This window comes from Chloroflexota bacterium, assembly GCA_026708035.1.
Classification (GTDB): domain Bacteria; phylum Chloroflexota; class UBA11872; order UBA11872; family UBA11872; genus JAJECS01.
Window position 1 is genome coordinate 186779 of sequence record JAPOVQ010000030.1, and the last position, 22073, is coordinate 208851.

Here is a 22073-nt window from a genome sequence, read left to right on the forward strand (position 1 = left end):
GTGCTCCTCGAGCGTCCAGTGGAGTGGAGAACCGACGACGAGAGGAACGCTCTGCGACGCCGTGGCCGATCGGTCACAGGCGCCGGCCAGCGGTAGTTCGTGTTGTGTCGAAATGGAGTGAACAGGCTTCCCGACGACTGCAAGGAGCGCTTCGTCGCGAGCAATCCGAGGGATCGCAGTTTGGTCCAGGTCACCGGTCCGAAGCTCGTCTGGAGGTACGTCCACGAGGGCGCCGTTTCGTTTGCCAGTGATAGGCATTGCCACTTTGCCTGCTTCAGCAGAAGCCTATGGCAAGGCGAGTGGCCCGCGGCGGGGAGTTTCACCGTCGGCGAGGCTTGGATGACCTAAGGCGGCGTACCGAGACTGCCCGTGCGCAAGTGGCTGCGAACGGGACTGCCGGCGAACCAAGAAAGGACCTCGTTCTGGGGCGGTTGGTGCCCGTGACAGGGCGCTCATCGGTCACCGCTCGGTCCTCGTCGGCCCCGAGCATCCCGATCCTCGCTAGCTAGGCCAGCTGCATGCGAGGACGTACGACGGATCCGCGGGGCGCGGCGACACGGCGCTTCTGGCGCCGCCCGCTACATCACAGACCCCATCGCCTCGCCGCCCGACACCGTCGTCTCGCTAGAGGCGACATTCCGAGGCACCTCAAACCAGGGCAAATTCGTCTTGTGAATAATGTCCCGACAAAACACAAGGGGTTCGCGTCGTGTAACTATTATGGTGTTTCCTCAGTTCTCCCCATAATCTGCGCCCCCCGCCGGGTGCCGGGTCCCTGCCTGCTCGGTACACACCGCTTGCCGGACACCGCGCAGGTCACGGCGCAGCGTCGACGAGGCTGCGGAGTGCCACCGCCACCGCCTCGCCCACGGTCGGTCGGTAGACACTTGAGAGATGCGAGCGACTCATCCCCATCTCGCGGCCGATGGCCGCGATGGACTCGCCGCTCGCGTATCGCTCAAGGAACCGGCGTTCGCGAGAGGAAAGCGCGGGAAGCGAGACATCAACGGCACGCATCAACAGCTCCTGCAGCGCGAGCACGCAGCCGTGTGGGTTGTCGGGGTGGCGCCGCTTGGCAAAACGGAGCACGCCGGGCAGCTTGACCAGCGGAGAGCGACGCAGCCGCATGGGCCGGTCGAGATCCCTCAGACACGTGTCCACTAGGCGCGTCCACTCCGCCAGCGATCGCCGACCTGGCTGCGCAGCGGCCTGGCGGACGACTCCAGCCGTAGCCATGGCGTTCATCATCCGGCCAGGTCGGCCCCGGCGGGAATACAGGAATCCGTAATCCGAGCCGACTTGACACCGGCGCGTTATAGGGTCCAGGTCCCACCAACCATGAGCGAACGGCGATCCCGCACAGGTGGTCGACCTACGTGGCGATTTCGATCAGGTCGCCGTTGTCCGTGCGGAGGACGAGTTGCCCGCCCTTGACGGCCACGATTCGCGCGCTGGCGGCGCGGCGGCCCGCCCGTGCCGCCCGGCGAAACGTCCGTCCGTTCGGCAGCCGGTCCAGCGGCGAGTGCGCCCGGTGGCGGCTCACCACGTCCGACGAGGCGAGATGCAGATAGTGGTTCACCATCATCAGCGTCGTGTGGCCCAGAATTCGCTGCAGCGTCAGCACGTCGCCGCCGGCTCGGAGATAGGTCACCCCGAAAGTGTGGCGAAAGCGATGCGGGTGGATGTTCGCCAGATTGGCCCGCGCCCCCAGCCGCTTGAGCACGCGCCCGAGGGTGTAGCGCGTCAACGGCCGGCGCTGGCGCGTCAGAAACACCCGGTCCGCATCCGGGTCCGGGTCGTCCGGCCACGGGCGCGCCAGCTGCAGGTACCGATCCACCATCGACCGCGCGCGCTGGCCCAAGGCAACCGTGCGGTCGCGGGCGCCCTTGCCCCCGCGCACCCGCACTTCGCCCGAGGCCAGGTCGAGGTCCGCCACCCGCAGCCGGCAGAGCTCGGAGGAGCGCAGGCCGGTATCGAGCAGCACGCTCAGGATGGCCAGATCGCGCAGGCCCAGGGGCGAGCGCGGATCGCAGGCCTCCAGCAGCCGCTGCTGATCGTCCGCCGCGATGGGCTCAACCTCGCGCGTCGGCAGCCGCCCGGGCCGAAACGTCCCCAGTGGATGGGCGTCCACGTACCCGGCCTCGGCGAGCCATCCGGCGAACGCCCGCAGCACGCGACAATAACCGTTGACGGTGTGCGCGGCCCGGCGCTCGCCCTCGTGTCCCGGCTTGCGCCGCGGGCGAGCCATGGGAGCGGTGCGCAGATGGCGCTGCCACCGCCGGGCCAGGTCGAGCGTCAGCGCGCCGACCTCGCCCGCCGCCACGCTGTCGGCGTAGTGCGCGAAGCGGCGCAACACGGCGCATTTCCAGCCCAGCGTGGCGCGCGACTGGCCCTCGGCCTCGCAGGCCGCCAGGTACTCCGCAATGGCCTCGGAGAGAGGCGCGCTGGTCCCGATCGGCATGTTCCCCATGATCCTGCCTCCGGCGTCGGCGGAGCGGTCCAAGCGTCCGCCGACCGTTGGCCGGACGTCGGGAAGCGCAGGGGAGCGTTTGGCAGGCGTTGGATTTCGTGGCTGAGGCTAGTGCCCTTGGTCACGACTTCGAAAAAGCTAGTGACCATTCGCAGGCCTCGGCGCCGCGGCGGCCGCTGCCGCCGGAGCTTCGCCCCATCAGGTTTGACGGGGCCGACGTCAAGGGTGCCGAGGGCGGGACTCGAACCCGCACAGCCCGGAGGCCACTAGCCCCTCAACAGAGACCAACCCAACGCTGGTCACCACAGTAGCGTCTCGATTCAACCTACTGCCCATGGTCGCCGTAACGTCCGCAGGCTAGTAAACCCAATCCGCGAAATGCAGTTTCCAAACCACCGAAAACCGGTAGTAATTGCATTTTATCCGATAATCTCGACTGTGCCTATCCCCTCGGTGCCATAACGACGCGGCTTCCGAGCTCTCGCTCGCTCGAGTCATTGGCCATCAGTCCGCCCCGGCATCCGTGAACGGGTTGATTATCCGCAGGCCGCCATAGTCCTGCTCCGCGCTGAAGTCCTCGGAGTAGACGGCTCCGCACCCAGCAAGGCGCGCTGCGGCGAGAATTGCCCCGTCCCAATAGGACAATCTGAACCGGTGGCTGATGATAGCTGCGGCCTGAAATATCTCCACGGTCATGGCCTGAACCGGCAAGGTGAGGATCGGCTCCAGGAACTTCAACGCCTGGCCGTGGCTCAGGCAATCCCGCCGAGTGGGCCGCGTGGCCTGGTGATAGAACTCTTGGAGCACTTGCACCGACACGGCAAGATTAGGCTCCGAGAGCAGTGCTCGTGCGCGATGGCGCCTTTCTGGGTCTGCCGTCGCTCGGCTTGCCGCGTAGATGAGCACGTTGGTGTCGACGAAGCGCACGCTGCAACTCCCCCGCCATCATCTAAGGCCTCGGTGCGGTTTCGGCAATCTCCGCTCTGGCCCGCGCCCGGTCGTACAAGTCCTCCTGGGGCAGGCTATCTCGTGGGTCCAATCCCACCCCGCGCGCATCGAAATCCGCAATCACCTCATTCAGGAGCCGGCCCCGCCGCTCGGCCGCAGTCTCCATGCGCGCTTCCCCCGCCTGCCCGACGGCCAGGGTCCGCAAGTAGTCCCGCACCAGAGCCGACACAGAGGTGTCGAGCTCCGCCGCGCGAATGCGGGCATGCCGGTAAGTCGCGTCATCTACGGAGACGGTGATGTTCTTCATTTGCCACAATCTCGCAGATATAGTGGCTCACAGTATAGATCGGCGAGCCACAGCGATCGCGCTGGCGTTCTGCATGACACGTTGTGGCGCTGCCCCTAACTCTATCTCGGCGACGAGCCGCGCTTGATTGAGAAGTCGCGTTCCACCCCGGTGAGCCCCGAGTCGGGAACCTGGATTCTAAGCTCAAGTGCACTCGGCTGGCCTGCGGGCTACGGCCTGGCCAGCCCATTGGCAGGCTTCGAGCAGTCGTGGTTGCTGTGGGTAGAACGAGCTCCAGACGCTGGCCCCAGGACGCGGATCCTCACAGGACTATTCGGGTCCTGCCTGAAACGTCGATCTTCACGTCACCGCCCTCACGAATTCGCCACTCATGTGGCCTCTTCCCGAGATGTAGCGACGGGCGAGACTGATCTCGACGACCGCAGCGGCCACACTTCGGTAGCCCCGAAGACCTGAGAGGGAGTGCGACCCTGGGTCCGACGCCCGGAGTGGGTGCGGTAGTAGTACCGGACACTTCGCGCCAGATCGGTGCGCAGGGCCGCGAAGCGAGAGATCAAGGCGCCGGCAGGGGCGGGACAGTTGCACTCCTCCACGAGGGTATTGTGGACATGCTCGACACAGCCGTCACACTCGGGCTGACCCGCGTAGACCCGTGTACTGCCGAGGCCGGCATCGGCCAGCGCCTGCCAGACCACGTCGCTGGTGAACTCGCTGGCGTTGGCGATGCTGACGCGCTGGACTAGCCAGCCGTGGCGGGCCAAGTCTGCAGCAACCTGCTGCGCCTGGGCCGCGAATTGGCGTGCGGCGGGCGGGCGCGGCGTGTTGTGGCGGGCGGCCCGAGTGTAGTCGGAGACTACATCACTGGCGGCGTACGGCCAGATGCACTCCCGCGGGCCTGGGGGTCGGGCCCGGCGATCCCTTGCTCCCCTCTTCAGATGAGGCCGACGATGCTGTCGTTGCTGGAGTCGACGACGAGGGCGTGGTGGTGAAGGGATTGGCAGTCGCAGTCTGGTCTTCGTTCCAGCCCAATGCTAGGTCCACGTACTCTTTCATGGCGGATCGCTTCACTTGAAATGCGAACTCATTGTTGATATTGAGTAGCCTTCCATAGCTTCAGGGTTTCCATGTCCAGCTCTTCCTGCTTCCGAATTCTCAAGACTATCGACGCAACTTACCGATAGTCGTACTGAATAAACAGTCGTGGAATCAGCAATTGTACGCGTTCAGTCGATTGCTGTGTCTTTGGGTCGCAAGAACTGCATGTCACAGAGCTGCCGGTAGAGATCGCAGCGCTCGTAGAGGTCCTCGTGGCGGCCGGAATCGAGCACTCGGCCTTCGTCAAGCACCACGATTGAATCCGCGCGGCGCACCGTGGCGAGCCGGTGGGCGATGACAAGCGACGTTCGTCCGCGCGAAAGGGTTTGAAGCGCCTGCTGGATGTGCAACTCCGTCTCCGTGTCAACGTTAGCCGTCGCTTCGTCAAGGATTAGGATTCGCGGATCTCGCGCCACGGCCCGGGCAAAGCTAATGAGCTGCCGTTGGCCGACGCTCAGGTTGCCCCCGCGCTCTTCCAGCACCGTGTTGTAGCCGTCGGGCAGGCGCGTGATGAATTCGTGCGCCCCGGCGGCCTTGGCCGCGTCGGCGATGTCGTCTTCGGTGAGGTCGGTCTGGTTGTGCCGGATATTCTCGCGCACGGTTGCCGAGAAGAGGAAGGGCTCTTGCGGGACGATGCCTATCTGGTGCGTCAGCGAATCCAAGGTGATGTTCCGTAGGTTCTGTCTATCCACCGTGATGCGCCCGCTCGTGACGTCGTACAGGCGCATCAGCAGCGACACGAAGGTTGTTTTGCCGGAGCCGGTCGGCCCCACCAGCGCCACCGTCTCTCCCGGCTCCACCGCCACGCTTATGTCACGCAGGACCGGTTTCCCGGGTTCGTACTCGAAGGAGACGTTCTCGTACCGGACCCGGCCGGACACCGGAGGTAGGGCTATGGCGTCGGGAGCCGTGCGCACCTCGGGCTCGACCTCCAGCAGCTCGACGGCCCGATCTGCCGCCACCAACGCCCGGGTGAGTTGGCCGAACTCGCCGGTCAAGTCCCCTATGGGCTCGAAAAGCCGCTCGATGTACAGCGCAAAGGCGACCAGCAGGCCGGCGGAGAGGGACGCGCCGATCCCTTGGCCGATGACTAGAATGATGACCGCCAGAGCCAGAGCCGCGAGAAGTTCGACGGACGGCCACAGCCCATAGCGGTAGCGCGCGGACCGCAGCGCGGCGCGCAGGTTGATCTGGTTCACATCCTGGAAGGCGCGGGTGTTTTGCTGCTGTCGGTTGAGGCTCTGCACCACTCGGATACCCGCCACGTTCTCTTGGATGCTCGCGTTGACCTCGGCGATGGTCTCGCGAGATCGTCGTATGGGCCGGTGAGCAATCCGACGCCAGAACGCCAGGCTGGGAATCAGCAGCGCCACGAACGCCAGCGTGATCCCCGCCAGCAGAGCGTCAAGGGCCAGCATGGCGGCCGCAATGCCGACCACGCTTATGAAATTCACCGCCGACGGCGCGACAACCCAGAGTGCGTCCGCCAGCTGCTCCACGTCGTTCTGGACGCGCGACATGATCTTGCCCACCTGGTGACGGTCGTAGAAGGACATGGACAGGCGCTGCGCGTGCGCGACGAGTTTGGTGCGGATATCAAACACCACCCACTCCGCGATGGTCACCATGGTCCGGCTATGGAACAGACCCGTGGCCAAGCGAGCCGCGGCGATGAGGCCGAAGAGCCCCACGCTGGCGGCGAAGCCGAGCAGATCGCCTCCAGGGGTTGCGCCCAGGTGGTCGATGGCCTGCTTGACCGCCCACGGCAGCGCGACGACCGTGCCGCTGTACGCCAGCATGGCGACGACCGCCAGCGCCAGCCGTCCGCGGTATGGGCGAAAGTGCCGCAGCAGCCAGAACAACGTCCGCCAATAGCGCGTCTGGCGTTCTTGCTCGAGGTCAAGTTGCGTCCGGCCGGCAGCCGCCTGAGCTCCTGCTGTCGCCATCAGCCTCGACCTCGGTGGTCACGCATCCGCGTTGCCCCCGCGCAGCTCATCAGCCGGACGAAGCTGGAGGTCGTGAATCCGGCGATAGGGGCCATCCCGTTGCAGCAGGTCGTCGTGGGTGCCTTGCTCGACGATCCGGCCTTGGTCGAGCACCAGAATGAGGTCCGCGCGTCGGACCGTGGAGAGCCGGTGGGCGATGACGAACGAGGTTCGCCCCCGGAGCACCTGCGCCATCGCCTGCTGGATCAGCGCCTCGGTCTCGACGTCAACGCTGGACGTGGAGTCGTCAAGAATCAGAATGGGAGGCGCCAGCAAGAGCGTGCGGGCAATGGCGAGCCGCTGCCGCTGGCCACCGGAGAGGGTGACGCCGCGTTCACCCACCCACGTCGCATAGCCGTCCGGCAGGCTCTCGATGAATTCATGCAGTTGGGCCGTCTGGGCGGCTCGAACCACGTCCTCCATTGACGCATCGTCGACGCCGTACGCGATGTTGTCCCGAATGGTCGCCGAAAAGACGAACACGTCCTGCATGACGATGCCAACGCTGCGTCGCAGCGACTCGAGCGTCACGTCCCGGACATCCACGCCGTCGATGGTGATGCAGCCGGCGGATGCGTCATAAAACCGGGGCAGCAGGTGCGCGATGGTGCTCTTGCCGGAGCCCGTGCCCCCGACGATCGCCGCTGACTGACCGGGACGTACCTCAAACGACACGTCGTGCAACGCGGGCACGCCGTCGGTGTAGGCGAATGACACCGAGTCGAACACGACGTGCCCCGTGGCGGACAGCTCCCGGGCATCCGCGGCAACGCCGAGCGGGTTCCTGGTGTCGAGAACCTCGAAGATGCGCCCGCCGGCGGCCACGGCGGCGGAAAAGAGTCGCACCCGCCACTCCAGGCCCGTGACGGCACCGCCCAACATCACCAGGAACAGCACAAATGCCGCCAGCGTTCCGGCAGTGATAATGCCCTGCTGCACCTGCCATCCGCCAACGAGCAGAATCCCTGCGGTCAGGACGGCGTACAGGAAGCTGAGGACGGCATCCCTGGTCACGGAAAGCCGGTCGGCGAGAATAAAGTTGGTGGCGACCGCACTGGCCCTCTCTCGAAACCGCAGCTGCTCGTAGTCCTGGGCGCCTAGGGCCTTGACCGTTCGAATTCCAGTCAGACTCTCTTGGAGCAGGGTGTTCATGCGTCCTGTTTCCCGATAGGCCTCTCGATAGATCCGAAACAGTCGGGCGGCTAAGGCGATCCCAAACCCCGAGATCATCAGGGAGCCGATGAGGACCATGAGACCCAGCTGCCAATTCATGCTGAGCATGACGATGGTGGCGAGGAAAAACAGGGTGAGAAACGCGATGCCGCGCATCACGCCGACCGATACGAATATGGCGCAGGCGTCGGCGTCGACGGTTGCCCGTGACATCAGGTCGCCGGTCTTCTGGCGGTCGTAGAACCCGAAGTTGAGCCATTGCAGCTTGTCGACGAAGTCGTTCCGGAGCCGATACTCGGTCACCCGGCCGACGCGTTCGGCCAGGTAGAGGCCCAGGAACCCCAACACCGCCCGGACCACACCAGCCGCGATCATCAGGACCGCGATCAGCGTCAGCGCATCACGGCCTTGCGCTAGAAGCGCGTCCACGGCGTCGCCGGCAAGGCGCGGAAGCACCACGCGCGGCACGATCGAGGCAACCGTTACGACGGCTGTCACGATGACGAGCGCCCGCTCCGTCAGGGCATACTTGACGAGACGGATTAGGGTCGGCATGTAGGTTTGGGGTCTTTAGTGGTCTGCGAGGACTTTTCGGCCGATCAAAACGTGCCAAGACCACATGAGTCGCGGGGCGCTGCGTCCTCAACGTTGCCCGGCCGCTGCCGGGGCGTCAATCGGTCGGCGTAGGCACGCTTACTCGGGGTGGCTGTACCTATAGACATTGCCTCGAAGGTGGCGCGGCACCAGCTTCCCGACGTAGTAGCTCCAGAACTGCAATCTCGGGCACTCTGTCATGGAACACCCAGAGGCCGCGGTCCGGTTTTCGGTCGGGAAATGCGCTCGCCCATCTGCTCCTTCACGATGTTCTGTGCATCCGTGAAGTGAACGACGGGGATCGCTGCGGGCACTTTGGGAGGCTTGGCGCTGAGCGGCCGAAGGGAGGACGCCTCACGGTCGGCGATGTTTTGCACCATCGCTGCAATCACCGCGTTGAGCATGGCCATAACGGAGCGGTGATCCTCAGTGAAGCCCATCTCGATGTCGAGCGACACGTACTCGCTGGTGTGCCGAGTGGTGTCGTGAGGTTTGGCGCGGAAGAGGGGACCAACCTCGCAGACGCGTTCGAACACGCCGGCGAGGATCTGCTTATAGAGTTTCGGGCTCTGCGGAGGTAGCCCGTTCGACCAAAGTAGTCGACCTCGAAGAGATCTGTGCCCGATTCTGTGCCGGAGCCGACGATGTGTGGCGGCGCTTCTAGGCCGGGTGCCGGGAGTACGGTTCTATAGGTCACACGCGAGCGATTCCCCCGTGATGGGTGGAAGTTCGCCCAGCAAGCTGAGGGACGAGTTGCCAAGCAGGCAGGACTTCTCCACGTTGCTGGAGGTGAAGGTGCTGTCCGGTCAGATCAGACGGTGTGACTACGGTGCAGTGGAGTATGCGAACAGGCTATTGGGTTTGGGCATCTCGCGGCGGCGAGGCGTTGCAGTCGCCGTCGGACGACGACGGCCTCGCCCGCCGGGCCTCCGTCCGCGTAGGCGCCGCCGTGCTGGCGGTGCCCGCGTTGGACGTGCCGCGGTACGTAGCGCGGATTCCCACCGGGACCTTCGTGCTGAGCCAGCGCCTCGACGAGCCCGCCAGCCATGCCGGGGCCGCCTGGCCCCGGTGACCAGCGCGCTTCGAGGGCCTCAGCGCCTGTAGGCAATCGCCACCACAGCGCCAGGGAATTGGCGCAGGCAGGGAGAATCTCTGATGAACCGGCTTTGAGGCAGAGAAGATCCCCTCGCCGCGCTTTGACTAAAGGTTGGCCCCAAGCGCAACCCCGGCCGCGCACGCTCGGCGAGCCTAAGAAAACGCGAGCCCACACCGTGGATCCCGCCGGGTGCGGTGTCCCGCCAGACACCGCCGCACTTCCTCCGCTCCGCGCCAAGGTGCTCAGCCAGCTTCTGGGCAAGGACCGGGGCGTCCAACCCGTGCGCGGCCAGCGCGAATTGCCACGCGCTACGGCGGTACGAGGGCGCCCACTCGCGCGAACACCGAAGCTCCCTCGCATTATCGGTGAACTCCGCCAAGAGGCCTTCCCAGGAGCCAATCCCGATGGACTCGCGATACCCGCGATAGCTTAGGGCCATCCACAGCTCATGCGCGCACACGCGCACGAAACTCACCGGGACGGCGGGATCGACGCAATAGCGCTCGTGGATCCGGTCGCATGTCACCACGAGTGCTTCCTGGATGATGTCTAGGTCGATGGCCAGCGTGGCGTCGAGATCGACCAAAGTGGGTCAAACTCCATCCGTTGCCTACCGACGCCAAGACCGTCAACTTCCGCGTGGCCGACGACTGACCGTGACTTGTCTGGTCATGCCATATGTCTGCAGCAATTGCCCTGAAATATGTAGGCCCACACGGGACCAACATGGAATGCACTCTCGACCTGCGCACCAAAGATCCGTCGCCTTCGACTACGACAAGATAGCGGGACGGCAGTTCCAAGGCTAATCGAAGTACAAATCCCGCCCCGGGGCCGATCTGAGAGACTAGCCGCAAGTCCAACGGCCCGCGGTTTCGCAGCCAAACCAAACGACCGAATCACTAGACGATCCAAAATCAAGTCGTGTCATTGGCTATCGCCTCCCAAGTCTACAAATGTTATCGAGAATTCAGCTCTTCCATCGAACAGCTTCAATCGTAGGTCCGATAACCAGATTATCGAGGATTTCCTTACTGCGTTGGGCAACTTCACGAGCAATACTTACCCCATATAAGGACAGGTGCTCCATGGTTATATTAATCTTCCTCTCAACATCTAAGTCTACATTCGCTGGCAGCTCATCCATATCAAGAAATCCAGTTTCCCCATCAACTCCAATCCAGTAATCAACAACCAGATCAGTCCAGCTGATTCCACTATCAGAGATCATGACAGCATCGACAATGTTGAAGTAATAGCCAATAGTGGTTTGATCTGGCGACAGCCAATGGTAAACATTGTATTGGCGATCAGACCAATAGTACCCGAGGGAAATGTCACCTTTGTTTGTGCTGATCGTTGGCGTTTCGTGCGACCAGCCACGGCGCGACACCCATAACGCCACAGCTTCGTTTGGATGACATATCGAGCACAATCGGGTCGGATACACATGATCTCTCCCATCTAGCGTTCGCTTTATTTCTAATATCACGTCGAGATTTCTCGTCACGACACTAGACTCAGAACAATAGCCACTAGCCTCAGATCCTCATTGTAAGCGCCAGGGAATTCGCAGACCGGAATGAGACTGTAAAATACCTTCCCAAAGGAAGTAGTGCAAGTGATCCGACCGGTCGAATCTGGCCTATTCTTACTTGTCGAACGTTTTCTGCGACGATCCTCCTACCGCTGGGCCACTGCTTGATCAGGTGCCGGAATAGCCTATGGCGGCCACGCCCGCCATCACGTCCCTGTTTCCTAGGGCCACAATGACTACAGCCTGGAGGTTCGCGTCCGGTTAAGGGGATCAATGCGACTCATTCTATGTGCAAGCCGTAGCGTGACAGCAGATCGGTGAGTGCCCGCCGGTTATCGACTCCGCGATGGAGCTGAAAGGTGGATGCCCAAATGCCCAACTTACGGGCACTCGAGACATTGACCTCATGGTCGTCAAGAAACAGCACCCGGCCCGGCGGCACGCCGATGGAATTGAGGACGTGCTCAAAGTACTCCTGGCTTGGCTTGGCATGTCCCAGGTCGCAAGAATAAAACTCCTGATCGAAGTGCGCCTTGTACCCGAGTTCCTCCGACATATAAGTCGCCCTGTGGCGCTGCTGATTGCTTGTTAAGTGGCAGGTGATTCCAATCCCCTGAATGCGCCTCACGATGTCCAGTATCTCCACATGAACGTGGATGGTGTTTAGCAGACGCAGAATCTCGCAGGGAGCTGCAGTGCTACCGTGGCGCCGGAGGAGTGCCTGCATGTCCCGGACAAGGTCGCCCTCGCCCGAGAGAGCGGGCCGCTCGACCTCGAAGATCTCCTGGATGAACTCTTCTACACCTTCCTCCCCGGGCGGAAGCAGGGCCGCTAGGGCTGCATGTCGGCCGGCCGGTATCGACTGGAGCACGCCGTCGGCGTCGAACAGCACAGCCTCGATGGCCCGCAATGAGGTCGATGTACGTTGGCGACCCTTCAACATCGGCTTACTTGAACCTGTAGACGGTCCTCAGTCTGAGGGTTGGACGGCACCGCCTGCGATCGCTGTCTGCAATTGGCATCTACGATGCTAAGGCAAACATTAACACGAAGACTCTAGGTCTTGGCAAGTCTGGTGGACGCGTTCGGCGCACTCATTGCTTTGGGCCGAGCCTGGGCCCGGGTGCGGGGCGGCCGCCAGCGCCCACCGCAGCGCCGGTCCGGCGAAGCAGGCGTTGCCGGCAGGCTTCGAAACGTTGGGCGTGCCGCGCGAGTCGACGGCCGATCTGCACGCGCGAGTTTGCTATCAGGTGGGGAGGATCTGGCGGAAGGTGCATCCCGGCGCCGTGGCGGCGCTCGACGTGGACAGGCGACGGCGAGACTGCGACTCAATGGGCAAGAACTGCGAGGCTTTGCGCACTACCACCTGTCCGGCAACTAGCGGCACGAATACAAACGGCTTCCGGAGGTGCGGATCGTGACGGCTCATCGGCCGCAGGTACGGTGGACATTGGCGGAGGTGGAGGCGGCGGAACGCGGCTTCAGCCAAGCCAGGTTTGGCGCGCCGGCCGACGAGTTGGGCAGGGTATGAGCTGAGTGCCCGACGCCTCGGGGTTTTGCCGCGTTGCGTCCGCGTAAGCGCTGAATTCCCCAGATGTCCATCTGCATACAGCTGCGGCTGGAGTAGTACGTTCTGGTAGAACGCTTTCGAATTCTCGGCGGACGCTGGGCTTGGTAATGGTCAGGCTGCCGTGCGCGCGCCGGGGCGGCCACCTGAGTTGCCTATGATCCGACGATTTGCACGACGTGAGTTTTTGAAGGTCGCCGGTATTGGGGCCGTCGGAAGCCTGGCATCGGCAGTAGCCGCATGTGGGGATCCGCCACTGGACCCCGCGATTGACAGCCGCCGTTGGGACTTCGCATTCGTCGATGTGAACGTCGTACCGATGGACATCGAGGTTGTGCTGGCCAACCGCACGGTCGGCGTGGCAGACGGGCGGGTCGCGTGGATCGGCCCTGCATCCGACGTGGACGTGCCGCCGCACATTCCGCGCGTGGACGGTCAGGGACGGTACCTGATGCCGGGACTGGCTGATATGCACATACATGCGCCGGTTCCAGACCAGCCAATTCGTGAGTCTCAACCATCTGAACAGCGCGCTATCGCGGAGAAGCTGGCTGAGATTCAGGCGGGGTTCATGGTCATGCTCGTCGCGAACGGTGTCACCACGGTCAGGAACATGTGGGGTCGACAGGCCGATCTCGCCCTCATTGACCGCATGAATCGTGAAGACGTGCTTGCGCCAACGATGCACACGACAGGGCCACTCCTCGACGACGCGCCGCTTACGTGGCCATCCGCAACGGCCGTCACCGCTCCTGCGGCAGCGGAGCGCGAAGTCGTGCGTCAGAAGGAGCAAGGCTACGAGTTCGTGAAGGTCTATAACAATCTGAGGCCAAACGTCTACGCTGCGATCACGGCTGCCGCCCGCCAGGTTCAGATGCCCGTTGTTGGTCATGTGCCGTGGCGAGTCGGCGTAAACGCCGTTCTCGCCGCGAGGCAGTCGAGCATCGAGCACTTGTGGGGATACCTATTCGCCGCGCGGCGGGACAAATCTCTCCAACTCGGTGCGGCGAATCCACAGATCTGGGTCGATCGGGTGGATCCGGCACTGCTGGACGGACTCATTCGGGCCACCGCAGCGGCCGACACCTGGAACTGCCCTACGCTAGTCCTGTGGCACCGCCAGCAAAATCCGAATCGGGAACCGGAATCCGAGCTTGCTCCCCTACTCCGCTTCGTCCCCGCGCGGATGCTTGAGGGCTGGAAATCGGCAAATGCAAGATCGGCGAGTGTCCGTGTGAACCACGAGCGCGCGACCAGCATTCGACGGGTTCTGACGAAAGCGCTGCATGATGCCGGCGCGGGATTGTTGCTGGGCACCGACGCCCCAAACCCATTCGTTGTCTACGGGTTCTCCATCCATGACGAACTCGATCACCTTGTTGAAGCGGGGCTCAGCCCCTTCGAGGCGCTTCGAGCCGGTACGAGCGCCGCGGCGAAGTATCTGGGAACGCATCTAGGCTATGGGAGCAATTTCGGAACGATAGCTGTTGGTGAGCGAGCGGATCTCATCCTGACGCAAGAAAATCCGATCCAAAACCTCCGGACACTTCGGAACAACGATGGGGTCATGCTCCGAGGTCGGTGGCTGTCGCGGTCCGAGCTATCCGGCAAGCTGAAGGACCTCACGCAAGCGATCGCCTTCACCGATCAACTGATTCGCGATGTCCAGTAAGTCTCCCCGCGCATGGCGCTAGCAGACCGACAACCCAACTTGCTGTGCTGTCTCCACGCCTGCAGACCAGCTGTTAGTTGCGGGCCTTAGCAAGCGGGGCCACCAAACGAACCAGATTCCGCCGGAAGCCCCGATGGATAGTGCCGCTGCGTGGGGCAGTCGCGGCCGGCTAAGCGGGTCACCCGCTCGCGGCGGAGCACACAATCGTGGGGCGGGGGATCCCGGGGAGCCATGCCAGGATATGCGCCCCCAGCCAAACCGGCGGCGCGCCCGCAAAGTGCGCGGTGCTCCCACCCCGGGCATGGCGTGCAGGCGGTACCGAGTGACCACGGCGTGCGTGTGCCGCGTGGCAGCGTCTGGACGTTGGTGCACCGGGGCTGCACATCAGCCGCGAAGCGGGCCAGCCCTCAGGCGTCGAGGCGGTCGATCTTGGCTAGGACGTTGCGGCGGCCGCGACTAGTCACCATCCCACGACTCTGCAGCAGCACCCGTAGAGACGGTCCCAAACCTCACGGTCATCCCGCGGTCGGCAATCAGGGTGTAGGTGGCAACGCCTTCAGCACCCTGGTGAGGGCGCCACCGCAGCCAGCCGGCAAGTTGTGGGAACCCCGCCCGGCCCAGTGCTAATACCTGGATCTTTCGGCGACAGCGGACCGCGTGACTGTCAGCTGGCAGGCCCCGGAGAGCGGGGACGCTCCCAAGTGGTCCATCGTGCACCTGACGCCCGATGACGGCAGCAAGGGCGGCGCCTCGACCTCGCCACCACCCTGCCGGAGGCCGAGCCGGAGTAGGAAGAGGGGCAATCGGAACCATAGCCTCCCGCCCCCAGGACACCGTCATTGGGCTGGATCCAGCGACGCTTGCGCGGTGGCTGCGGGCCGCCTGCGCCGAGCAGTGCCGCACCACGAGCGCGTGCCAGCGCCTGCCGGTTGTGGCACCCCAAACCGCGAGCTATGGTGCCGGCAGGTGGGCAACGACGCCCGCCCCAGGATAAGGAGGCTCTGATGCCTCACTTCAGCACTCGCGCACGAGCCGTGGTCGGCGGCGGAATCCTGGCGGTGCTCCTCTTGGCCTGTTTCAGCGTGTGGAGCCAGCACACGAGCGCGAGCGTCGACGAGTAGACGCGGCTAATGGGCCGAGAGCGATTGCGACCCTGCTTGCAGTCCCTGTGCCTGTCGTGGCGGCCACCGTGGCCGCTGGTGGCACCTGCACCCGATTTGACGACGGGCCGGCCCGCACTGGCACGACGCTGACCGCCGGGCCGGTGGTCGGTCAGACCCTCCGGCCCCGGCCCGGCTGCAATGAGAGGAGCACCAAATGAACCGCGCAGTGAAGGGCGCGGCGCTGGCGATCGTGGGCCTCGTGTTTGTGGTGATGGCCGTCGCGATGGTCTGGCACACCGTGCGCATGGAGTTGATTTTCTGGGGCGCGTCCCCATCGTCAAAGACGGTCGCCGGCGATGAAGACGCATTGCACGGCAGAATTGTGCGTGAGGTCCTGCTGGTCGAGGGCGAGGGCCGCGAGGATCACCGGTTCGCGCTGACGCCGGGCGTTTGGCGCGCCACGGTCGAGGCGATGGACGCAACGGTCGATGAGGCGCGACTCAGCTCGACCGGTGAGCGCAACAGCACGTCCATGTGGAACCTGGACTACCCGCTGGTGTTCACGGTGGGAGAGTTCTCGCGAGCCAAATTCACCCACGGGCAGGAGCTAGCGATCCGGGTCAACACGCTTGAGGATGACGTGGAATGGTCCGTGACGCTGGAACGGTTCGCGGAGCCAGTCTGGCCGTGATGCTCAATGAGTCACGCCAAGCGGTCCGACTATGCCCGGCGACAGGAGAACGCTTTCGGACCCATTGAGTTGGTGCTGATCTTCGTGCTGCCGGCGGTGCTGAACCTGGCTGGAGCGGCCGTGGTGATCATTGCCGTCTTCAGCCGAACCGTCGGCCGGCCCGCTTGCGCCAGGAGGCTGACTCGAGCGATCGGTGGGCGCGGCTCGGTGTCCTAGGAGGCTGAGTTCCCGCAGGCTGTCGATGTCGCCACCGCGGCGGCACCGTCATGCTGTCATGGCTCGTGGCCCCCAATGACGATTGGTGCGCCCCACATCGCCAGTGTCCTCGTGATGATGGTGCGGGACGACCATCGCAGCCTCTACGATTTGCTCGACGGCACCGTCGTGATGACCGGCGGGTACCAGCGATTCACGTATTGCTTCGGTGGCCTCCAGTCAAAGTTGTCGAATAGACGCACCAGGATCCAGTCGCCGGCGGCCCCGCCGCCCGTGATCGCCGGTCCGGTCAGCACCCATGAGGAGTTGAAGCTCGCTCACTTCGGGTGACGGCGAATCCATGTCGTGCGACCTCCATGCCGGAAGTCAACCGAAGGCATTCCACAGCCACTCGACAGCGCGGGTCACCCTGTCGAAGCCCCAGATACCGAATTGCGTTCGACCATACTGCCGATGCGCGTGTGCCTGCTGCTCAGGGCCATAGACCGGGCCGTAGATCACCGGTGGCCGCTCATTTAGTTTCAGGGCTCGCTTTAGGTGCCGCCAGCACCGGGATGCTCCGGTCACAGGCACTCGCCGTCGTCGGCGGCGCCGGTGGGAAACGGCGTGAACGCCACCGCCCAGGTGAAGCCCGGCGGCACATTGGCGGTGACCGCCACCTCGCCCGGATCCACGCGGGGCCCGCTAACGCGCTGGCCGGCACTGGACCCCACATAAAGCACGGTGCACGATCGACTACTCCATGACCCGCCACCGAACCCCTCGACGGATTCGTAGCTGCCGTCCCACACCCAGTTGGATGGCTGCTCACCGGATGTCCACAAGAGGTCCACCCGCCAGAGGCCCGGCGACAGGTCCGCGATCGCCGCCTCGTCACCGACGACCTCGACCCTGATCGACGCATCGCTCTCGGAAACAAGCCGCTCGATGTCGATTCCCCAGCGCACATCGGGCCCGGGCGGATTCACGGTGATGCGCGTGGGACCCGGATACAACGCGTCGTCGCCGTGATCGCCCACCGCAAACGAGACTGACTCGGTACGTCCCCAGGTGAAGCGGCTGCGTCCATCCACGGACTCCATGGTGACGTCGAGGGCGAAGGTGTCGCCGCAGATCGTGGCGGTGTAGACGCCTGGCGCAAGGTCGCGGACCTCAGTGCCAGGGCCGACGCCCGTCAGGTCGATGGATTCGCAGAGACCCGGCAGCGTCGGGTCTGTGACGTCCGGCGGCACGATATTCGTGACCTTGCCGGTGACGATCTCCTCGCCACTCCCGGGTATCGCACGAACCGGAACCCGCTCGACGGGGACTTCCCTCACAATCTCCGAGGAGACGATCTGCTCGCCCATGCTGGCCCGCGCGGCCATTTCCATGAACGTGCGCGTCTCGCGGCGGGCCAACTCATCGCTGACGGTCTGCCACACGAGGCACCCGGCAATGACGAGGCCAATGGTCAGCCACACGAGACGTTCAGAGCGGGCCACGTAATTCACCCTTCGCTCTCAAGCGTTCCTACAGGCGCCGGGCCGGTGGTCGGACATCCCCAACGCCGCTTGCGTGACGGTGCGCTGGTCCTGATGGCCTCAGGGCCCGTCAACCGTTCACCTCGTCGGCGGGCTGCAGTTCGACCCAGAACTCCATGCACGCGCCCGCCTGGGCGTGCCGGTCGGGCTGAAACCTGATCACAAGCTGCCGACCAGCCAGGAGCGGAAACGACGTGCCCACGTCCACCAGCCACTCGTGGATGTGCGGGCGCAGGTCCTCAGCCAAGGCCCAGGCCCATTTCAGCGCGGCGGCCGTTTCCACGTCGGGAACGGAGCCGCGCGGGATGGCCGTGGGGTGTGCCGTCGCCACGGCTGGCCGCCCAGCGGTAGCCGGCGCCCCTCCGTTAGGCGTCACAGCCGACCACCGTCTCGGTGATGGTCAGCCGTGGATCCGCGCTGGAGGAGGGCAGCAGGTGGTCGCCCGGCACCTCCGTTTCTGGGCCCGCTGCGCCGACCCGGGCGATGAACAGCCTGGCGCCGAAGGCCAACAGATTGGCCGCGACAGCCATCCTGGCTGCCTTGCGAAGGAGACGCCGTTTCATAGCGGACCTCCTTGTCATCAGGTAGTCACCATTGGCTACCTACCAGCACAGTAGCTCGCCATGCGCGCGTGTCAATCTTCTCCTTCGAAGTGATTGCACCGGGCGGAAACGACGCCGCTAGCAGCCGTTGATGCGCTTGCCAGCTACCCGCACGGGTGCGGGTGAGTCGAAGCTGCTGCTGCGTCCCGTGAGCACGAAATGAGCCTAGTCGGTGCTTAGGCATCAGTGGCCTGTTCCAACCAACTCATGACCTGCGACGGGTTTCGGGTCTGCACCAAACAGAGAAATCGCAAGGCTTGAATCCATCGGCCGCGCTGCCCGCACTATGTCTACGGCTGCGGCCACGGTGCACTCTGCAGCAAGAGTGCGGGACGTTTCCCGAGACTCGGATCTCTACCATCCACCTGCTGCGGGTGCGGTGGATGCTGCTGGACGTGAATGTCTGTAGCGCCCGGCCGCGTCGTGACCCACAGGCCGGACCCTTCCGACACCTCGCGCGACGCCGCGCGGGTCGACGACCGTCCGGTGATGGCTCCACGGCAGCCGCCCGTTTGCCTATCTCGACTGCTCGGGCCCGTCGACTGTGAATGCTATGTAATCGGACGGCAGCTATCTTGCAATCAGACGGGCCGAACGTTGCAATTGGACGGCACCCATTTTACGATCAGACGGTGCCTAACCTTCCGTTCTACCGGCGTTACGCCGACCGTCGGCTGGCCGAGGCCCTGGAGGACTCGCCCGCGGTACTCATTCATGGGCCGCGCCAGTGCGGGAAGACCACTCTCGCCCAGGTCGTGTGCGCTCCGAGGCAATTGCCCTGGCGGAACGCCCGGGCACCGTGGGCTGAAAGCCCCGAAGCACGCGGGGCCGAGTACGCCTACTTCAGCTTCGACGACGATGTGGTGCGCGGCGGGGCCGAGGCTGATCCCATGGGCTTCGTCGCGTCCCTACCCGAGCGCGTCGTCCTCGACGAAGTTCAGCGTGTCCCAGGGTTGTTCGCCGCCCTGAAACTGGCCATCGATCGCCGGCGCGTCCCGGGGCGATTTGTCCTCACCGGATCCAGCAACGCGCTGCGGGTTCCCACGCTCGCGGACTCGCTGGCGGGACGCCTGCAAATCGTCCGGCTCCATCCGCTCGCGCAATCTGAGTTGGCTGCCGGACCAGCCGGTGCCACCCTCCCAGATCCGATGCCGCACTTTCTCGACACGCTATTTCACGGCCGGTTCCCAACCCGGCAGACCGAGCCGCTGGGCGGGCAACTGCGCGAGCGGATCGTGGCCGGGGGATTCCCGGCGGCCCTGGCCCGTCCTGCAGGTCGGCGACGGACGGCCTGGTATCGCGATTACGTGCAGGCGCAGTTGGAGAAGGATGTGCGGGACATGGCCCGCATCACGATGCTCGACGCCCTGCCTCGGCTCCTGATGCTGGCGGCAGCGCAGACGGCCACGCTGCTCAACGTTTCCAATCTCGCGTCGTCGTTCAGTCTCAGCCGCCCCTCAATCAGCGCCTATTTGGGTCTTCTCGAACGGGTCTTCATGCTCGAGCTGCTCCGCCCGTGGCATAGCAATCGACTGCGCCGCCTCGTCAAGACACCAAAGCTGCACATCGGCGATACCGGCCTCGCATGCGCGCTACTCGGGATCGATGCCCGCGGCCTGGCGAAGCATCGCGGGCTCCTGGGCCAGCTTCTCGAATCGTTCGTCTTCCAGGAGTTGCGGCGCCAGGCCAGCTGGTACGACGCGCACCTCGAGTTTTTCCACTACCGGGATAAGGATCAGGTCGAAGTCGGTATTGTCATTGAGCAAGGGGCGTTGGCGCTGGCGGGCGTTGAAGTCAAGGCGTCGGGCACCGTGACTGGAGCGGATTTCCGAGGCTTGCGCCGGCTCAGGCGAGCGGTTGGTGACCGATTTGCTGCGGGTGTGGTGCTCTACGACGGTGAGGTCTGCACCAGCTTTGGCGATGGGCTCTTCGCAGTACCGATCCACACCCTCTGGGAAACCGCCACCTGACCATCGGCATCGAATCCATCGGTTCGGCCGCCGCGCTGGTCTGGAAGGTGGATCTAGGCTGACGGTCTGCCCACGAACCCGCCACTGCACCCGACACGCCTAACCCCAAGCGTCCCGACTATGCACAGGGCGTGCCGGAACGCCGCCGCCTCGAAGCCCTGGTGCGATTCAGTCGCGACCCTCCCCACAACGCCCTGGACGACGCCTGCCGCTAGCGAACCGGGCTAAGCGGCGGTGCCCGTGGAGACTCACACCATTGTCTTCCACTGATTGCTGCGCATGCACCGGTGCTTGCCGAGAGTCCGCCACCGGCGCCTGATCCTCGGCTAGCCCGCCCAACTCACCGGCCACACTCCGCGCCAAGTCCGCCCTCATCGTCCACGCACACCGTGTCCGATCTCGAGTCAACGAAGACGACGGCCTCATCCCCAGCACCGCCTCCCGAGAATCCGTCCAAACCCATCCAACACGAACAAGGCCGGCAGCTGAGGTTCAGTCGTACTCACGACGAACTGTGGAGGAAATCCTCCGTCGTCCCACACCCAGATTCGGCTCTTGCTCGATACACACAGGATCTGTTTCAAATATGGCCAGCTCAGGAAAACGACCTAAGGCGTGGCTCGGACATGACGGCAGCTCCGTAAGGCCGAGACCAAGTAAGCCCTCACGTACTGTGCTGCACGCTCTCCGGTGGGGGAATCTACGCTGACGCTCGCCCCAGGTCGGCGAGCCTGCCTTAAGGGGCAGGCACACCGGGTATCAAGGTTGTCAGTTAGGCCCCGAGGCCACAGGCGAGACGCTAGCTGATGGTCCGTCTACGGCACCAAGGCTTCCAGTTCAGATCCAGGCGAGGACGACCACCGGCCATCTCACGCGCGCGGAGGCCGTCAACACGGGATCTTTGGGCGCGTTTCCCGACTGACGACCAGAACTTCGTTTCCCACCAGCCAGTCCCTCGCAGGGAAATCAGGGGACGTCGAATCGCCTCGCAAAACCTCCCGGCGACCACGTCGTCGACCATCTCGTTGAGCCGTTCGATCTCGCCTTCTGCGGACTCGTCGCACGCATCGCAGCCACAACTCGGAAAGAGCTCGCTGTACCACCGCCCGAATCGGACGTGAAGACCCGGAAAGGTTGAGAACACCACCGCAATCGGGGCGGCGTCGGAGTCCCTGGGGTTGAGTCTCACATGCGGACGTGCAGGGTCCAGTCCCTGCTCCAGTTCCGCGTCCAGGCCATACCCCTCGGTACGCTCCACGTCGAAGTCGTTCTCCAGCCGGCCGATAATCTCCAGCATGGCCGAATGCAACGGTTGAAAGCGCTCAGCGTTGGTCACGCGGCTGTACGCCGAATCTGGAGGTGGTCCCGCACTTTCGCATTTCGCATATCCAAACCAGCCAGGCATTTCCCTACGTTCCTTGTTCCACGCCAGCCTCACGCCGCAAGATTGTCCAATTGTGACGTGCGGACGCCGCGGAGATCGAGCTGCCGAGGCGACCGCGCCCAGCTCCGGATCCGCTGAGG

General features: G+C 64.2%; 21 protein-coding genes. 6 read left to right on the forward strand and 15 right to left on the reverse strand.

Annotated features, from left to right (window positions below):
• Nucleotides 1–816: 816 nt before the first annotated feature.
• From OXG33_13105 to OXG33_13140, 8 genes are all read right to left on the reverse strand, one after another.
• Nucleotides 817–1128, reverse strand: a complete 312-nt coding sequence (locus OXG33_13105) for a helix-turn-helix transcriptional regulator (protein ID MCY4114855.1) — start codon at nt 1126–1128, stop codon at nt 817–819.
• Nucleotides 1129–1372: 244 nt separating this feature from the next.
• Entirely contained in the window at nt 1373–2461 is a 1089-nt protein-coding gene (locus tag OXG33_13110; GenBank protein MCY4114856.1) for a tyrosine-type recombinase/integrase, read from the reverse strand.
• 513 nt (nt 2462–2974) lie between these two features.
• Nucleotides 2975–3397: a PIN domain-containing protein gene (locus tag OXG33_13115; protein ID MCY4114857.1), complete on the reverse strand. Its 423-nt coding sequence runs from the start codon at nt 3395–3397 to the stop codon at nt 2975–2977.
• Nucleotides 3398–3419: 22 nt separating this feature from the next.
• Entirely contained in the window at nt 3420–3725 is a 306-nt protein-coding gene (locus tag OXG33_13120; GenBank protein ID MCY4114858.1) for a hypothetical protein, read from the reverse strand.
• 368 nt (nt 3726–4093) lie between these two features.
• Nucleotides 4094–4486, reverse strand: coding sequence for a hypothetical protein (locus tag OXG33_13125; GenBank protein ID MCY4114859.1), 393 nt, complete (start codon nt 4484–4486; stop codon nt 4094–4096).
• A 462-nt stretch (nt 4487–4948) separates the two neighbouring features.
• Nucleotides 4949–6766 carry an ABC transporter ATP-binding protein gene (locus tag OXG33_13130; protein MCY4114860.1) on the reverse strand — a complete coding sequence of 606 codons (1818 nt, stop codon included), beginning with the start codon at nt 6764–6766 and terminating at the stop codon, nt 4949–4951.
• Between the two features lie 18 nt (nt 6767–6784).
• The gene (locus OXG33_13135) at nt 6785–8533 is read right to left on the reverse strand and encodes an ABC transporter ATP-binding protein (protein MCY4114861.1); all 1749 of its coding nucleotides are present in this window, start codon (nt 8531–8533) and stop codon (nt 6785–6787) included.
• A 236-nt stretch (nt 8534–8769) separates the two neighbouring features.
• A complete protein-coding gene (locus OXG33_13140) occupies nt 8770–9108 on the reverse strand; it encodes a hypothetical protein (GenBank protein MCY4114862.1) in 339 nt (112 codons plus the stop codon).
• Nucleotides 9109–9413: 305 nt separating this feature from the next.
• On the opposite strand from OXG33_13140, the gene OXG33_13145 reads away from it, so the two are divergent.
• Nucleotides 9414–9644 (forward strand): hypothetical protein, encoded by a 231-nt coding sequence (locus tag OXG33_13145; GenBank protein ID MCY4114863.1) that lies wholly within the window; start codon nt 9414–9416, stop codon nt 9642–9644.
• Nucleotides 9645–9663: 19 nt separating this feature from the next.
• Here the strand turns inward: OXG33_13145 and OXG33_13150 are convergent, their stop codons facing one another.
• From OXG33_13150 to OXG33_13160, 3 genes are all read right to left on the reverse strand, one after another.
• Entirely contained in the window at nt 9664–10254 is a 591-nt protein-coding gene (locus OXG33_13150) for a hypothetical protein (protein ID MCY4114864.1), read from the reverse strand.
• Nucleotides 10255–10638: 384 nt separating this feature from the next.
• The gene (locus OXG33_13155; GenBank protein MCY4114865.1) at nt 10639–11061 is read right to left on the reverse strand and encodes a DUF402 domain-containing protein; all 423 of its coding nucleotides are present in this window, start codon (nt 11059–11061) and stop codon (nt 10639–10641) included.
• Between the two features lie 424 nt (nt 11062–11485).
• On the reverse strand, nt 11486–12148 hold the full coding sequence (locus OXG33_13160) for an HAD-IA family hydrolase (GenBank protein ID MCY4114866.1): 663 nt from the start codon (nt 12146–12148) through the stop codon (nt 11486–11488).
• A gap of 781 nt (nt 12149–12929) precedes the next feature.
• Between OXG33_13160 and OXG33_13165 the strand changes: the two genes are divergently transcribed.
• The 4 genes from OXG33_13165 (at nt 12930) to OXG33_13180 (ending at nt 16784) form a co-directional block, all read left to right on the forward strand.
• A complete protein-coding gene (locus OXG33_13165) occupies nt 12930–14444 on the forward strand; it encodes an amidohydrolase family protein (GenBank protein ID MCY4114867.1) in 1515 nt (504 codons plus the stop codon).
• A 1317-nt stretch (nt 14445–15761) separates the two neighbouring features.
• Nucleotides 15762–16238 carry a hypothetical protein gene (locus OXG33_13170; GenBank protein ID MCY4114868.1) on the forward strand — a complete coding sequence of 159 codons (477 nt, stop codon included), beginning with the start codon at nt 15762–15764 and terminating at the stop codon, nt 16236–16238.
• Between the two features lie 6 nt (nt 16239–16244).
• Nucleotides 16245–16454: a hypothetical protein gene (locus OXG33_13175; protein ID MCY4114869.1), complete on the forward strand. Its 210-nt coding sequence runs from the start codon at nt 16245–16247 to the stop codon at nt 16452–16454.
• 75 nt (nt 16455–16529) lie between these two features.
• A complete protein-coding gene (locus OXG33_13180; GenBank protein MCY4114870.1) occupies nt 16530–16784 on the forward strand; it encodes a hypothetical protein in 255 nt (84 codons plus the stop codon).
• A 233-nt stretch (nt 16785–17017) separates the two neighbouring features.
• On the opposite strand, the gene OXG33_13185 is transcribed toward OXG33_13180, so the two are convergent.
• From OXG33_13185 to OXG33_13195, 3 genes are all read right to left on the reverse strand, one after another.
• On the reverse strand, nt 17018–17938 hold the full coding sequence (locus OXG33_13185) for a hypothetical protein (protein ID MCY4114871.1): 921 nt from the start codon (nt 17936–17938) through the stop codon (nt 17018–17020).
• Nucleotides 17939–18047: 109 nt separating this feature from the next.
• A complete protein-coding gene (locus OXG33_13190; protein MCY4114872.1) occupies nt 18048–18308 on the reverse strand; it encodes a hypothetical protein in 261 nt (86 codons plus the stop codon).
• Between the two features lie 34 nt (nt 18309–18342).
• A complete protein-coding gene (locus OXG33_13195) occupies nt 18343–18507 on the reverse strand; it encodes a hypothetical protein (protein ID MCY4114873.1) in 165 nt (54 codons plus the stop codon).
• Nucleotides 18508–19211: 704 nt separating this feature from the next.
• On the opposite strand from OXG33_13195, the gene OXG33_13200 reads away from it, so the two are divergent.
• Nucleotides 19212–20549, forward strand: a complete 1338-nt coding sequence (locus OXG33_13200; GenBank protein ID MCY4114874.1) for an ATP-binding protein — start codon at nt 19212–19214, stop codon at nt 20547–20549.
• Between the two features lie 799 nt (nt 20550–21348).
• Here OXG33_13200 and OXG33_13205 read toward each other — a convergent pair.
• On the reverse strand, nt 21349–21954 hold the full coding sequence (locus OXG33_13205; protein MCY4114875.1) for a DUF6226 family protein: 606 nt from the start codon (nt 21952–21954) through the stop codon (nt 21349–21351).
• Nucleotides 21955–22073 lie beyond the last annotated feature (119 nt).

What these genes read in the sequence shown, in the direction of transcription:
- OXG33_13130 (MCY4114860.1), bottom strand. Translation starts at nt 6,766, where the DNA reads ATGGCGACAGCAGGAGCTCAGGCGGCTGCCGGCCGGACGCAACTTGAC.
- OXG33_13165 (MCY4114867.1), top strand. Translation starts at nt 12,930, where the DNA reads ATGATCCGACGATTTGCACGACGTGAGTTTTTGAAGGTCGCCGGTATT.
- OXG33_13175 (MCY4114869.1), top strand. Translation starts at nt 16,245, where the DNA reads ATGAGTCACGCCAAGCGGTCCGACTATGCCCGGCGACAGGAGAACGCT.
- OXG33_13105 (MCY4114855.1), bottom strand. Translation starts at nt 1,128, where the DNA reads ATGCGGCTGCGTCGCTCTCCGCTGGTCAAGCTGCCCGGCGTGCTCCGT.
- OXG33_13110 (MCY4114856.1), bottom strand. Translation starts at nt 2,461, where the DNA reads ATGCCGATCGGGACCAGCGCGCCTCTCTCCGAGGCCATTGCGGAGTAC.
- OXG33_13205 (MCY4114875.1), bottom strand. Translation starts at nt 21,954, where the DNA reads ATGCCTGGCTGGTTTGGATATGCGAAATGCGAAAGTGCGGGACCACCT.
- OXG33_13160 (MCY4114866.1), bottom strand. Translation starts at nt 12,148, where the DNA reads ATGTTGAAGGGTCGCCAACGTACATCGACCTCATTGCGGGCCATCGAG.
- OXG33_13170 (MCY4114868.1), top strand. Translation starts at nt 15,762, where the DNA reads ATGAACCGCGCAGTGAAGGGCGCGGCGCTGGCGATCGTGGGCCTCGTG.
- OXG33_13135 (MCY4114861.1), bottom strand. Translation starts at nt 8,533, where the DNA reads ATGCCGACCCTAATCCGTCTCGTCAAGTATGCCCTGACGGAGCGGGCG.
- OXG33_13145 (MCY4114863.1), top strand. Translation starts at nt 9,414, where the DNA reads ATGCGAACAGGCTATTGGGTTTGGGCATCTCGCGGCGGCGAGGCGTTG.
- OXG33_13180 (MCY4114870.1), top strand. Translation starts at nt 16,530, where the DNA reads ATGACGATTGGTGCGCCCCACATCGCCAGTGTCCTCGTGATGATGGTG.
- OXG33_13120 (MCY4114858.1), bottom strand. Translation starts at nt 3,725, where the DNA reads ATGAAGAACATCACCGTCTCCGTAGATGACGCGACTTACCGGCATGCC.
- OXG33_13195 (MCY4114873.1), bottom strand. Translation starts at nt 18,507, where the DNA reads ATGGCTGTCGCGGCCAATCTGTTGGCCTTCGGCGCCAGGCTGTTCATC.